We start from the raw sequence: 13,590 nt of genomic DNA, 5'->3' as shown, positions 1-13,590 counted from the left end.
CATGAGATGTCCATTTTGCAATCAGGAGAACACCAGGGTCGTGGATTCCAGGCCCGTGGAGGAGACCAATTCTATCCGCAGAAGGAGAATGTGTGATGAATGCGGGAAACGGTTTACTACGTATGAAAAGGTAGAGACGATTCCTTTGATAGTGATAAAAAAGGATCAGAGCAGAGAACAGTACAACCGCTCCAAGATAGAGGATGGAATCATGAGAGCCTGTTATAAGCGCCCCATACCGGTGCAGTCGATTACAGATGCCATTGATGATATAGAGACTGAAATCTTCAATCGGGAGGAGCGGGAAATCCCCAGTACAGAGGTTGGAGAGATTGTTATGGATCGTCTGAAAGAGCTGGATCCTGTTGCCTATGTGCGCTTTGCTTCCGTGTACAGGGAATTCAAGGATGTCAATACCTTTATGGATGAATTGAAAAAAATGCTTGGGGAGCAGTAAAAAATTACTGTGTTCGAAAAAAGATACTTGCATATAGAACAAGGATTGGATACAATGAAGAAGACAATTATATAATGAATGAGAGAACTTAAAGGAAAAGGAGATACTATGAAAAGAGTACAGAAATCTAAGATGTTTGTACTGCTTGGCTTACTTACCCTTACTATTGTACTTGGCGGATGCCAGGACAAAAAGGACAGCGGTAAAGACTCTTCTACAGACAAAAGTTCTCAGACAACCAAAACGGAACCAACCATGGGAGGTTCCATTGTAGTAGGAATTCCTCAGGATATAGAGGATAGTCTTGACCCTCACAAGGCAGTAGCGGCAGGAACAAAAGAAATCCTATTTAACATTTTTGAAGGCTTAGTAAAGCCGGATGAAACAGGAAACTTTATCGATGCGGTAGCAGAAAGCCACGCTATATCTGATGATGGAAAGACGTATACCTTCACCTTAAGGGAAGGAATCAAATTCCACAATGGAGCGGACGTTACCGTAGACGATGTAAAATATTCCATCGAACGATGCGCTGATACCTCTAACGGGGAACCGTTGGTATCAGCGTTTTCTAATATCGCCGGTGTGGAGACGCCCGACGGGAAAACAGTGGTTATCCATCTGACAGAAGCAGATACGGAATTCCTGGCCTACCTTACCACTGCCATTATTCCCAAAGACAATGAGAATCCGGATACCGATCCTATTGGTACCGGCCCCTTTCAATATGTCTCAAGGTCTCCCCAGGAGAATATTATTGTAAAAAAGTTTGCAGACTATTGGGGAACTCCCGCATATCTGGACGAGGTTACATTTAAGGTGCTATCAGACAGCAATGCCATAGTAACCGGCCTGAAAGGCGGATCGATTGATATGTTTGCCAGAATCGATTCCACCCAGTCGGCTGAGTTAAAGGACGATTTTACCATTTATGAGGGCAGTATGAATCTGATTCAGGCTTTATACCTGAATAACGCAGTGGAGCCTTTTAACAACATTAAAGTAAGACAGGCTATGTGTTATGCGGTGAACCGGCAGGAAGTCATGGATATGATTGCAGACGGCAAAGGTACGGCTATTGGCAGCAGTATGTTTCCGGCATTCGGGAAGTATTATGTGCCAGAGCTGGCGGATATGTATCCCCAGGATGTGACCAAGGCAAAAGAACTTCTGGCGGAGGCCGGATATCCGGATGGATTTGATATGACGATTACGGTGCCTTCGAATTACCAGCAGCATGTAGATACGGCTCAGGTTCTGAAGGAGCAGCTTAAGCAGATTGGAATTAACGCGGAGATACAGCTCATCGAATGGGACAGCTGGCTCAGCGATGTCTATGCGAACAGAGACTATCAGTCTACAGTAGTGGGAGTGGATGCCTCTGCTTTAACAGGTGGCGCCCTTCTGGAGAGATTTACTTCTGACTCTCCGGTAAACTTTATTAATTTTAAAAATGAAAAATACGATAGTCTTTATCAGGAGATTAAAAAGACCACAGACGATGCCCGGCAGGTAGAGCTGTACAAAGAGATGGAGACAATTCTGGCAGAGGATGCGGCGAATGTATATATTGAGGATATGGCCTGTGAGGTGGCTTTGAATCCGGAATATGACGGATATGTATTCTATCCTTTATATGTGCAGGATATGGCAAAGATCTATAAAATAAAAGAATAGCAGGGGACAGGCGGTCCTCCGGGGTACCGGAAAGGAGGAAGATGGTGTGAATATAAAATATATTGCAAAGAAAACAGGAACTCTCATTATAACATTGTTAATTGTCTCTTTTTTATCCTTCCTCGCGTTCCAGATTATTCCGGGGGATGCGGCGCTGTCTAAGCTGGGTACGGCAGCTACTGCTGAAAAGGCAGAGGCGCTGCGGCAGGAGATGGGGCTGAATCAGCCTGTGCTGGTGCGTTACGGCAGATGGCTGGCAGATTTTGTACGGGGAGATATGGGTACCTCCTACAGCTACAGTATGCCGGTGAGAGAGATGATAGGAAGCAAGCTGCCGATTACGCTGGCCATTACTATGATTTCTTTTCTGATGATTTTGATTTTGTCGGTGCCGTTGGGACTGTTGGCAGGAAAACATGAGGGTAAAAGTCTGGACCGGGCATTGACGGTTGTCAACCAGATTGTAATGTCTGTCCCGGGATTCTTCCTGGGTATTCTCATCACCTATCTGTTCGGACTTGTGCTGAAGTGGTTTGTGCCGGGAGGATATATCTCATATACAGAGAGCTTTTCCGGGTTTCTCATCTACCTTATCCCTCCGTGCATTGCCATAGCACTTCCAAAATGCGCTATGGGTGTGAAGATGCTCCGGGGATCAGTGATTCAGGAACTGCAGTCTGATTATGTACGGACTGCCATCAGCAGAGGGTGCCGGGAAAACACGGTTTTGTACCGCCATGTGCTGAGAAACGCGTTGATTCCGGTACTTACTTTTTGGGCTATGACCATTGCCGATATCGTGGCCGGCAGCATTATTATCGAACAGGTTTTTACCATCCCAGGTTTGGGAACTATGCTGATTACTTCTATATCAAACAGAGATTATCCGGTGGTCCAGTGTATTATTGTGCTGATTGCAGGCCTTGTAGTCATTGTAAACTTTATTGTCGATCTGTTGTATAGAAGGATCGATCCCAGAATTACCGGGCAATAGACGGAAAGGAAAAGGCAATGAAGAGAAAAGAGAGAAATTATAATCTTATTCTGGGGGGCTGTTTGGCGGCTCTGATGATAGCCTTTATGGTGGTCGGCCTTTTTTACACGCCCTATGACCCGGATGCCATGAGCGGACCTTCAAAGTTTGCAGGTCCATCTCTGCAGCATCTGTTTGGCTGTGACCATTTCGGCCGGGACATTTTCAGCAGAGTCTTAACAGGCAGCGGAACCACCTTTTTTGTAGCGGTATCTACTATCGTGATCGGCGGGGGGATCGGTACGCTGGCAGGAGCCTTTACAGGTTACTTCGGAGGCTGGCTGGATGAAATCCTTATGAGAATTAATGATGCTGTGGCATCGTTTCCCAGTATATTGCTTGCATTGGTTTTCATAAGTATTTTAGGCCCTGGCAAATATAATGTGATTCTGGCTCTGGGCGTTATATTTATCCCAAGCTTCGCCAGAATAGTGAGAAGCGAGTTTATCTCCAATAAAGAGAAGGACTATGTAAAAAGTGCCAGGCTTATGGGTGCCTCTCATGTGCGGATTATGTTCGTGCATATACTTCCAAACGTGGTTCCCACCCTGCTGTCAGCGATTGCCATCGGGTTTAACAATGCCGTGCTTGCGGAAGCAGGCATGAGCTATCTGGGGATCGGTGTGCAGCCCCCGGATGCCAGCCTTGGAAGAATGCTGGCGGAGTCGCAGACGTATCTCTCAAGAGCTCCCTGGTGCGCTGTGTTTCCCGGGCTTACAGTTATCCTTTTGGTGCTTGGATTCGGACTTTTGAGTGACGGTTTGCAGAAAGGAAGGGGAAGCGTATCATGCTGGAGATAAAGCATCTGACCATCAGCTTTTATGATTCACCGGTTCCCGACGTGGTACTGTCGGACTTTTCTATGACCATGGAACCCGGGGAGATCCTTGGGATTGTGGGGGAATCGGGCTCCGGAAAGACTATGATGGCCCTGGCACTTATGGGGCTTCTGAAAAAAACAGCCAGAATAGAATCCGGAGAGATTCTCTGGATGGGCAAAGATCTCTTGCGCGCATCCGAGGAGGAACTGAGAAGCCTGCGGGGAAATGAGATTAGTATGATTTTTCAGGAGCCAATGACTTCTCTGAACCCCGTTCTCCCGGTGGGCATGCAGGTAGAAGAGAGCCTGAAGATTCACACGGATATGGGGAAGGAAGAGAGAAAGAAGAAGGCCCTGGAGATGATGAAGGCTGCAGAGCTCCCAAATCCAGGGGAGCTTTATCATAAATACCCTCATCAGCTGTCCGGGGGAATGCGCCAGAGAGTCATGATTGCATCTGCTCTGGTTCTGAATCCCAGGGTGATGATAGCAGATGAACCGACCACTGCGCTGGATGTTACCATTCAGGCTGAGATTCTGAAGCTTTTGCAAAAGATTAATAGGGAGAAGAAGACAGCTATTCTTTTTATCTCCCACGATCTTGGTGTGGTCAGAAAATTATGTGACCGGGCTCTGGTAATGCACCAGGGGGTGACTGTGGAACAGGGGAATATCGAGTCCCTTTTTGAGAGTCCGAAAGAAGATTACACCAGGAAACTTTTGTCGTCCATTCCCACGAGAGAGACCAGACTGCGGAGGAGGAAGCTGCATGAGTGATACCGTTGTGTTAGAAGTCAGACATATGAACTCTTTCTATAAGGATCCGGGGCAGAAACGTCAGCAGGTGCTGAAGGATGTTTCCTTTGTAGTTCATCAAGGAGAGATTCTCGGACTTGTGGGGGAGAGCGGGTGCGGTAAATCAACCCTCTCCAAGGCAATCCTGGGTTTTGTGAAAGATTATGAGGGAGAGATTATTCATCATACAAAGAATCCTCAGATGGTTTTTCAAGACCCCTTCAGCTCACTGAATCCAGGCAAAAAAATAGGATGGATTCTGGAGGAACCTCTCCGCCACAATTCAAGGGCAGGAAAAGCAGAGCGGCGTCAACAGGTAGAGAATATGATAGAAAGGGTTGGGCTTACCAGAGACTATCTGGAACGCTATCCCAGGGAGCTCAGCGGAGGGCAGCGCCAGAGGGTGAGCATTGCCATCTCCCTGATACAGGGATCCCGGTTTATCATTGCCGATGAACCAGTGTCTGCTCTGGATGTAACCATACAGAAGCAAATCATGGAACTAATGATTTCGCTTCAAGAGGAAATGGGGCTTTCGTATCTTTTTATCTCCCACGACCTGAATGTAATTTATCAGATGTGTGACAGGGTAATTGTAATGAAAGATGGTCAAATCGTAGAAGAGGGAGAGATTGAGGAGGTATACAGCCATCCGAAACATCCTTATACAAAACAGCTTTTGGAATCTTCTATGGAATGGTAAACCAAATGGTAAACAAAAAAATACGGAAAAGCGCAGTGAAATCCGAAGATTTTGTTGCGTTTTTTTTTGAATAATGGTAAACTGCTTCTAATACCGTAATATAATATGAAAAAAGGAGGGTGAAGTATGAGAACATTTGAAAAATCAGGGAAACTGGAGAATGTATGCTACGACGTGCGGGGACCGGTGGTGGAAGAAGCGAGCCGTATGAGTGAGAATGGCATTGATATCCTGAAGCTGAATATTGGAAATCCGGCACCTTTTGGGTTTTCCGCACCGGAAGAAGTGATTGCAGATATGATTGCCACCCTCAGAGATTCTCAGGGATATTCCGACTCCCGGGGGATTTTTTCAGCCAGAAAGGCAATTATGCAGTATTGTCAGCTGAAGAACATTCCGGGTGTGGAAATGAACGATATTTATACGGGCAATGGTGTCAGCGAACTGATAAATATGGCTATGCAGGGATTGGTGGACGATGGAGACGAGATTCTGGTTCCCTCCCCGGACTATCCCCTGTGGACAGGGTGCGTGAATCTGTCGGGGGGGAAGGCTGTGCACTATGTATGCGACGAAGATGCGGACTGGTATCCGGATATGGACGATATCAGAAAAAAGGTTACAGATAGAACAAAAGCTATAGTCATTATCAATCCCAACAATCCTACGGGAGCTCTTTACCCCAGAGAGGTTCTGGAAGAGATTGTAGCCATTGCCAGAGAACATGAATTAATTATTTTCTCCGACGAAATCTACGATCGTCTTGTATTTGACGGGCAGGAGCATATATCCATTGCCTCGCTGGCTCCGGATTTGTTCTGTGTTACCCTAAATGGTCTGTCTAAATCTCATATGGTTGCAGGCTTCAGAATTGGTTGGATGGTGTTAAGCGGCAGAAAAACACATGTGCAGGGATACATTGAAGGCTTGAATATGCTGTCTAATATGCGGCTTTGCTCCAATGTCCCGGCGCAGGCTATTGTACAGACAGCTTTGGGCGGATACCAGAGTGTGAATGAATATATTCAGCCAGGGGGAAGGATTTATGAGCAGAGGGAATACATATACGAGGCGTTGAATGATATTCCCGGAATAACGGCGAAAAAGCCAAAGGCAGCATTCTATATCTTTCCCAAGGTGGACGTCAAGAAATTTAATATAACGGACGATGAGCAGTTTTGCCTGGACTTTCTGAAGGAAAAGCGGGTATTGCTGGTCCATGGGGGCGGTTTTAACTGGGAAGAACCGGATCATTTCAGGATCGTATATCTGCCGGCCCAGCCCCAGCTGGAAGATGCAGTGGGAAAATTAGGGGACTTTTTAGAGCATTACAGACAGTAGATCGTAAACGGCGGAGGGTTTCCGCCGTTTTACTATGTAGAGAAACTGTCTATATTGCTGTGAGAATAGCATTTCTGTGAGGAGGAGAGAGATTGGATGATCATAAAGAAAAAATATAAGGGAATACTCTGTATTCTGTCGGCGGCGTTCTGGTTCGCACTTATGAGTCTTTGTGTGCGGCTTTCCGGAGATCTGCCCTCGGTACAAAAAAGCTTTTTCAGAAATCTGGTGGCATTCTTTTTTGCGGCCTTTATTCTTTTCAGAGAAAAAGAATGGTTTTCCGGGGAGAAAGGCAATATAAAATACCTGATCCTGCGTTCTTTGTTCGGAACCATAGGAATCTTAGGCAATTTTTATGCGGTGGATCACCTGATGCTGGCAGATGCCACCATGCTGAATAAAATGTCCCCATTTTTTGCCATTGTCTTCAGCTATTTTCTTCTGAAAGAAAAGGTTAGGCCTTTTCAAATCTTTGCTGTAGCAATTGCTTTTGGGGGAAGTATGCTGATTGTAAAACCTGCCGTTCTGGGAATGGACATAATTCCCGCATTTATAGGCCTTTTGGGAGGGATAGGTGCGGGTGCCGCTTACACTATGGTTCGGATACTGGGAGAGCGGAAAGAAAAGGGGGCGTTTATTGTCTTTTTCTTTTCCGGATTCTCCTGTCTTGTTACCCTGCCGTTTCTTGTATGGCAGTTTCATCCCATGAGCTTTGGGCAGACAGCCATTCTTCTCCTGGCCGGACTCTGTGCCGCAGGAGGGCAGTTTTCCATCACAGCTGCATACTATTATGCACCGGCCAGAGAAGTATCGGTTTATGATTATACGCAGGTGGTATTTTCTGCTGTCCTGGGATATTTTATCTTTGGACAGGTTCCGGATGTATATAGCTGGCTGGGGTATTTGGTAATCTGCGGGATGGGCGTGTTGATGTTTTTGTATCAGAACAGGTGGATGGCGCGGGGACGTTGAGAGTAATCCCGCGGCAGCTGACTGCATTGGACAGGAGAAAGGCCTGCATCCCCACATTACCGGGAGCATGATGCTCTCAGACTATCCGCTGTAAGGGTTTTTGCGTTCTTTACCATTTCCATTGGTGTTCCCATGAATATCACCTCGCCGCCATTTTTGCCTCCGTCCGGACCTATATCTATGATCCAGTCGGCTTGCTTCACCACATCCAGGTTGTGCTCAATTACTACCAGGGTGTTTCCCAGGGACACAAGTGTGTCGAACAGCTTTAACAGGTTTTGGATATCGGACATGTGCAGCCCTGTGGTCGGCTCATCCATGATGATAATGCTTCCCTTTTTTCCGAGATTCTTTGCCAGCTTGATTCTTTGCCGTTCTCCCCCTGACAGGGTGCTGAGCGGCTGTCCTAAAGTCAGATAGCCTAATCCCACCATCTGCATCTGCTCCAGATGTTTTTTAATCTTAGTATTCTCGAATATATCCATTGCCTGTGCTGCAGTAAGGTTCAGCAGTTGGACGATATTTTTTCCTTTGTAGGTACAGGTCAGGGCTTCCTTGTTATACCGTACTCCGCCGCAGGTCTCACACTCTGTGATTATTGGGTCCATAAAAGCGAGTTCAGTAACAATGACGCCTTTTCCTCTGCACACCGGGCAGGCGCCTATGGAATTGAAACTGAACCATCCATCTTCTTTGCTATTTTCTCTAGCCAGCAGTTTCCGTATTTCATCAAAAAAGCCAAGGTATGAGGCGGGAGTGGAACGGTTTGTTGCCTTGATTGGGCTCTGGTCAATTATCACAACTTCATTTTCATACTGTTTGGCAAATACCCGGGAGATCAGGGTGCTTTTTCCTGAACCGGCTACGCCGGTCACAGCAGTCATTATACCCAGCGGGATATCCACATCTACATGCTTTAAATTATGCAGACAGGCGTCCCGCACCGGAAGACTGCCCACTGGCGGGCGGGGTGTCTGTCTGACCGGCAAAATCTGGAGCAAGGCTTTTCCGGTCAGTGTGTTTGACCGGAGCAAGTCCGGATAACTGCCTGCAAAAACGATTTCCCCTCCGTTTTGTCCGGCCTGCGGTCCCACATCAATCACATAATCGGCAATGGAGATCACATCTTTATCATGTTCTACCACAAGAACTGTATTGCCCTTATCGCGGAGCTGTTTCAAAAGGCTGTTCATACGGTAGACGTCACGGGGATGCATCCCGGAGCTGGGTTCATCAAATATATAGGTCATCCCCGTCAGGCTGCTGCCCATGTACCGAACCAGCTTCAGTCTCTGTGCTTCCCCGCCGGACAGAGACGGTGTTTCCCGGTTCAGATGAAGATAGGGCAGTCCGATCTCTATCATTCTGTCCAGCCCTTCTATGAGTGTCTGTATGAGCACATCTACAGTTGGGACTGACAGCTGAGACAGCACTTCTCTCAGCTGTGTCAGTTCCATGTCGCACATGTCTGCGATGGAATATCCCTCTATTTTGCAGCGCAGCGCAGCCTCACTTAAACGCTGTCCCCGGCAGCTGGTACATTCTATCTCAGAAATCAGGGTTTGGGACTTTTCCTGAGTGTGTTTACTTTTGATACTAATATCACGATTTAAGAGAGTTTTTGTATACTTATGGATTAATCCGGTTACTTTAGGATTTTCAGGCTCGCCTTTGCCGTTCTGAGAACCATACATAAGAAGATTGTATTCTTCTCTGGAATACTCTTTAATTGGCTTATCAAGGTCAAACAGGCCAGAGTCTGCATACTGTCTCCAGTACCAGGAGCCTGGACGATATAAAGAATCCTTTAGGCAGCCCTGATTCCATGATTTGTTCATATCTAAAATGGAAGCTATATTAACTTCTGAAATTCTGCCAAGCCCGGAACAGGTTTTGCACATTCCGTTGGGATCGTTAAAAGAAAAGTAAGATGCCGTGCCTGCATAAGGCTTTCCTAATCTAGAAAACAACAGCCGCAGACTGGAGTACAGACCGCTGACGGTCCCTACCGTTGAGCGGGCATTTCCTCCCAGAGGAGACTGATCTACAACCACTGACGCTGTCAGATTATCTATTCGTTCCACCGACGGCTTGGGGTACTTAGGCAGCCTTGAACGCACAAATGCCGGATAGGTGGCATTCATCTGACGCTGGGACTCTGCGGCGATGGTATCAAAGACAATGCTGGATTTACCGGAGCCGGACACACCGGTAAAAACTGTGATTTTTTCTTTTGGTATAGTAAATGTAATATGTTTTAAATTATTTTGGGTAAGTCCCTGCACAATGATATCTGTCATCTGAGTACACCTCTTTTTCTGTTTTATCATACCCTGCGGCAAGGTATACAGCACTCACCGCATTCTAAGGATAGTTTCTGGGTACATCGTATCAGAAGAGGCCGCCCTGTTCATGATATTTTTTGCGGAGTTTGCCCCATTAAATTCATTTAATGCTCTTTATGTAATTCTCTCTAAAACGATTCGCCCATTTTTTATCCTGAAACACCTCCTCAGAGAATAATTCCTCCAGAATCTGCTTGTATTCCTCTACAGTGCATACGCACAGAGGGAGAGGATATTTTTTGTATATATCGTCTGCCATATCCAGCTTGTAGTGGCCTTTTAGGGACCGCAGACCCGATATCATTTCGCTGTCGGGGCAAGGGGGCACGAAAAGGGCTTTCAGGTCTTTTTTTGAATAAATGCCCTGAAGTCCGTAGCAATAGGCGGTGTAATTATCAATGCACCCGCTGAACTCATAGTAGGCGGCCAGAAGAAGCTGAGACAGGGCGTTTTCTGGCTGATTCTTTTGACAGTAAGCGCTATAACTGCTCAGGCAGTCACTTTTTAACTGTGAAAAATCGGTATAGGCGGAATAAGTACTCATAGAAAACCTCCTTCTTATGGGCAAGAATATCATACAAAAAATGAAAAATCAATCAAAGAATTACCGCTAAAATACGGGGAATGGGGACGAATTAAGATAAAATTAAGAATATCTTTGGAAAGGTGCCACCGAATTATTAAAAACTTAGGACTATACTCATACTGTTGTAAAAAGTCAGAATATGACGAATGAAGGTGAGGAAGACTGTGTGGAACTATTAGAAAAAATAAAGCAGCAGAGCGGTCTGCGGGGGAGTCAGACTGCTTTTATTGGGGAGGGGGAGAGTCTTACTTACAGGCAGATAGAAGAATACTCCGGCCGGCTGGGGGGATGGCTTTTAGATTCTTTTCCTGAGGAGAAAGGACCTGTGGTGGTTTACGGACATAAAAATCCATATATGCTGGTATGTTTTTTGGCCTGTGTAAAAGCAGGGCGGGCCTATTGTCCGGTGGATCTGTCCGTGCCTTATGCAAGAGTCAGAGATATTATTCAGGCGGTACAGCCTCCGGTTATTTTTGCGGTGGGCCCCACACCTCAGGACACAGAAGCATCTCTGACCCTGAACAGAATAAGAGCGCTGGGGAAAGAATACCCCAGAGCGGCCGGCAGGGAGCACTGGGTGAAGGCCGAAGACATTTTTTATATTATTTTCACCTCCGGCAGCACAGGCACACCAAAAGGCGTGGAAATTACATATGAGTGTCTGAACCGGTTTCTGGACTGGTCAAAGGATTTGGGGACACCAGAAGAGGAGAAGTCCGGAAAGGTATTTTTAAACCAGGCCCCCTTTTCCTTTGACCTTTCCGTTATGGACCTGTATACTTGCCTCTTCTGTGGGGGAACGCTGCGGGCGCTGGACAAGAAAACACAGGGCGACTACGGCGTGCTGCTGCAGGAACTGAAAGAGTCCCGGGCGGCTGTTTGGGTTTCCACTCCATCTTTTGCGGATATCTGTCTGGCAGACAGCAAATTTAATGGTGAACTTATGGAAAGGCTGGAAGTGTTCCTGTTCTGCGGCGAGATTCTGACCAACCAGACAGCCTTAAGGCTGAAGGAACGGTTTCCTCATGCAAAGGTAATGAACACCTATGGCCCCACGGAGTCTACGGTAGCGGTAACAGAGGTTGAGATTACTGAGTGGATGGGGGAACATGAAGTACCCCTGCCGGTAGGCAGGCCAAAGCCGGGAACCAGGATAGAGATCCGGAATCAGGAGGGCGCTGAGGTTCCTGACGGTGAAACGGGAGAGATTGTGATTATAGGAGATACTGTAAGCACCGGATACTACGGACAGTCATCCCTGACAGAACAGGCGTTTTTTCAGGAAAGGGACGGGGTCCGGGGATATTATACACAGGATCAGGGATATAAAAAAGACGGAATGCTGTACTTTGGAGGGCGTATGGACTTTCAGGTTAAGCTTCACGGATACCGTATCGAACTGGGGGATATTGAAAATAATCTGCGGATTCTGCCAGGGATCCGTCAGGCAGTGGTGATGCCCAGATGGGAAGAGGAAAAAGTAAAGAGCCTGGTTGCTTTTCTGACTTGGGAACCTGACGCTGTGCCGGCAGGGGCAAAGCCTTTTCAAATCTCGCAGGAGATTAAACGGCAGCTGAAGGAATATCTGCCTGATTACATGATACCCAAAAAGATTATTTTCCTGGATAAGATTCCGGTCAATACAAACGGAAAGGCAGATCGGGCGTATCTGAAAGGACTTCTGGAATGAGTTTTTATACAGATTTTATCTTCTTTCTTTGGCTGCTGATTCTGCTGATTCCGGCCTTTGTGCTGGGCATCCGGGAAAGAAGCCTAAGGATCTATACGGCGGTGTCTTCCCTGTTTATCATCTGGCTGGTGCTGAGAGGGGATTTGAGACAGCTGGCTTTCCTGGCTCTGTTTTATGTTCTGCAGCTGCATATTGTAAAGATATATCTGAGACTGCGAAGAATATACGGACGGAATGCTGTAATTTATGGCCATTTCATACTTTTGTCTCTGCTGCCGCTGATTTTATGCAAGCTTTCGGGAATCCTGCCCTTTCATCTGTTCAATTTTCTGGGAATCTCTTATCTTACTTTTAAGGGGCTTCAGATAATTATAGAGACTTATGACGGGGTAATCCAGGAGATTGATGTTTTGTCGTTTACCTCCTTTCTTCTGTTCTTTCCCGCCATCAGCAGCGGTCCCATCGACAGGAGCCGAAGATTCGGGGAAGATTACAACCGTACGCTTTCCAGGACAGAATATCTGGAAATGGCGGGCAGAGGGTTGGAAAAAATACTCCTGGGCATGGTGTATAAATTTGTTTTGGCCGCCCTGCTTCATGAGGGCGTAGACTATTTTGTGTCCGGAAGTGGTTGGTATGAGGTTGCGGCCTATGCTTACTTCTATGGATTCTACATGTTTTTTGACTTCGCGGGATACAGTCTTATGGCAATCGGAACCAGTTATTTTTTCGGAATCAAAACGCCGGAGAATTTCAATAAACCATTTATTAGCAGAGATATGAAGGAGTTCTGGGATCGATGGCATATCACCTTGTCCCACTGGTTCAGGGATTTTATCTTCTCCCGCTTTATGATGAAGTCCATCAGAAAGAAATGGTTTTCCACCCGCCTGCAGGGCGCAGCGGCAGGATTCATTGTAAACATGCTCATTATGGGAATGTGGCATGGGATTTCCTTGTCCTATCTCTGCTACGGCTTATACCACGGCTGCCTTTTGGCAGCAACTGAGGTATATCAGAAAAAATCTAAATTTTATAAAAAGTATAAAAAATCAGTCTGGTATCAGGGAGTATCCTGGATCATTACTCTTCAGCTGGTAATGTTCGGGTTCCTTATATTTTCAGGGCGTTTCCTGGAACTGGTACAGGGACTGCAATAAAAAGGGAGGAA

At 46.5% G+C, this 13,590-nt stretch carries 12 protein-coding genes; 10 read left to right on the top strand and 2 right to left on the bottom strand.

Features of this window, described 5'->3' with window-relative positions; translation table 11 throughout:
• Window position 1: 1 nt before the first annotated feature.
• The 8 genes from nrdR (at window position 2) to GKG41_RS00790 (ending at window position 7,798) form a co-directional block, all read left to right on the top strand.
• Window positions 2–457 carry a transcriptional regulator NrdR gene (gene nrdR, locus GKG41_RS00825; RefSeq protein ID WP_072848255.1) on the top strand — a complete coding sequence of 152 codons (456 nt, stop codon included), beginning with the start codon at window positions 2–4 and terminating at the stop codon, window positions 455–457.
• Between the two features lie 108 nt (window positions 458–565).
• On the top strand, window positions 566–2,134 hold the full coding sequence (locus tag GKG41_RS00820) for an ABC transporter substrate-binding protein (RefSeq protein ID WP_072848253.1): 1,569 nt from the start codon (window positions 566–568) through the stop codon (window positions 2,132–2,134).
• A gap of 46 nt (window positions 2,135–2,180) precedes the next feature.
• The gene (locus GKG41_RS00815) at window positions 2,181–3,128 is read left to right on the top strand and encodes an ABC transporter permease (RefSeq protein ID WP_341443302.1); all 948 of its coding nucleotides are present in this window, start codon (window positions 2,181–2,183) and stop codon (window positions 3,126–3,128) included.
• 17 nt (window positions 3,129–3,145) lie between these two features.
• Window positions 3,146–3,967 (top strand): ABC transporter permease, encoded by an 822-nt coding sequence (locus GKG41_RS00810; protein ID WP_072848252.1) that lies wholly within the window; start codon window positions 3,146–3,148, stop codon window positions 3,965–3,967.
• Window positions 3,955–4,764, top strand: a complete 810-nt coding sequence (locus tag GKG41_RS00805; RefSeq protein WP_072848251.1) for an ABC transporter ATP-binding protein — start codon at window positions 3,955–3,957, stop codon at window positions 4,762–4,764. The genes GKG41_RS00810 and GKG41_RS00805 overlap by 13 nt, the downstream gene beginning before the upstream one ends.
• Window positions 4,757–5,485, top strand: a complete 729-nt coding sequence (locus GKG41_RS00800; protein ID WP_072848249.1) for a dipeptide/oligopeptide/nickel ABC transporter ATP-binding protein — start codon at window positions 4,757–4,759, stop codon at window positions 5,483–5,485. Before GKG41_RS00805 ends, GKG41_RS00800 begins: the two co-directional genes overlap by 8 nt.
• A 126-nt stretch (window positions 5,486–5,611) precedes the next feature.
• Entirely contained in the window at window positions 5,612–6,826 is a 1,215-nt protein-coding gene (locus tag GKG41_RS00795; protein ID WP_072848248.1) for an aminotransferase class I/II-fold pyridoxal phosphate-dependent enzyme, read from the top strand.
• 96 nt (window positions 6,827–6,922) lie between these two features.
• On the top strand, window positions 6,923–7,798 hold the full coding sequence (locus tag GKG41_RS00790; RefSeq protein ID WP_072848247.1) for a DMT family transporter: 876 nt from the start codon (window positions 6,923–6,925) through the stop codon (window positions 7,796–7,798).
• 56 nt (window positions 7,799–7,854) lie between these two features.
• On the opposite strand, the gene GKG41_RS00785 is transcribed toward GKG41_RS00790, so the two are convergent.
• A complete protein-coding gene (locus GKG41_RS00785) occupies window positions 7,855–10,098 on the bottom strand; it encodes an excinuclease ABC subunit UvrA (protein WP_154256376.1) in 2,244 nt (747 codons plus the stop codon).
• Window positions 10,099–10,243: 145 nt separating this feature from the next.
• Complete coding sequence (locus GKG41_RS00780; RefSeq protein WP_072848243.1) at window positions 10,244–10,687, bottom strand: hypothetical protein; 444 nt, start codon at window positions 10,685–10,687, stop codon at window positions 10,244–10,246.
• A 208-nt stretch (window positions 10,688–10,895) separates the two neighbouring features.
• Between GKG41_RS00780 and dltA the strand changes: the two genes are divergently transcribed.
• Entirely contained in the window at window positions 10,896–12,419 is a 1,524-nt protein-coding gene (dltA, locus tag GKG41_RS00775) for a D-alanine--poly(phosphoribitol) ligase subunit DltA (RefSeq protein ID WP_173015482.1), read from the top strand.
• Window positions 12,416–13,579, top strand: coding sequence for a D-alanyl-lipoteichoic acid biosynthesis protein DltB (dltB, locus tag GKG41_RS00770; protein ID WP_154256372.1), 1,164 nt, complete (start codon window positions 12,416–12,418; stop codon window positions 13,577–13,579). Before dltA ends, dltB begins: the two co-directional genes overlap by 4 nt.
• Window positions 13,580–13,590: the final 11 nt, after the last annotated feature.

The organism is Lactonifactor sp. BIOML-A5, assembly GCF_009677585.1.
Taxonomy (GTDB): domain Bacteria; phylum Bacillota; class Clostridia; order Lachnospirales; family Lachnospiraceae; genus Lactonifactor.
Note: the sequence above shows the minus strand (reverse complement) of the source record. Positions and strands in the feature narration are given on the sequence as shown.

Coding starts and splice junctions, on each gene's coding strand:
- nrdR (WP_072848255.1), top strand. CDS start 2: ATGAGATGTCCATTTTGCAATCAGGAGAACACCAGGGTCGTGGATTCC.
- GKG41_RS00820 (WP_072848253.1), top strand. CDS start 566: ATGAAAAGAGTACAGAAATCTAAGATGTTTGTACTGCTTGGCTTACTT.
- GKG41_RS00810 (WP_072848252.1), top strand. CDS start 3,146: ATGAAGAGAAAAGAGAGAAATTATAATCTTATTCTGGGGGGCTGTTTG.
- GKG41_RS00805 (WP_072848251.1), top strand. CDS start 3,955: ATGCTGGAGATAAAGCATCTGACCATCAGCTTTTATGATTCACCGGTT.
- GKG41_RS00800 (WP_072848249.1), top strand. CDS start 4,757: ATGAGTGATACCGTTGTGTTAGAAGTCAGACATATGAACTCTTTCTAT.
- GKG41_RS00795 (WP_072848248.1), top strand. CDS start 5,612: ATGAGAACATTTGAAAAATCAGGGAAACTGGAGAATGTATGCTACGAC.
- GKG41_RS00790 (WP_072848247.1), top strand. CDS start 6,923: ATGATCATAAAGAAAAAATATAAGGGAATACTCTGTATTCTGTCGGCG.
- GKG41_RS00785 (WP_154256376.1), bottom strand. CDS start 10,098: ATGACAGATATCATTGTGCAGGGACTTACCCAAAATAATTTAAAACAT.
- GKG41_RS00780 (WP_072848243.1), bottom strand. CDS start 10,687: ATGAGTACTTATTCCGCCTATACCGATTTTTCACAGTTAAAAAGTGAC.
- dltB (WP_154256372.1), top strand. CDS start 12,416: ATGAGTTTTTATACAGATTTTATCTTCTTTCTTTGGCTGCTGATTCTG.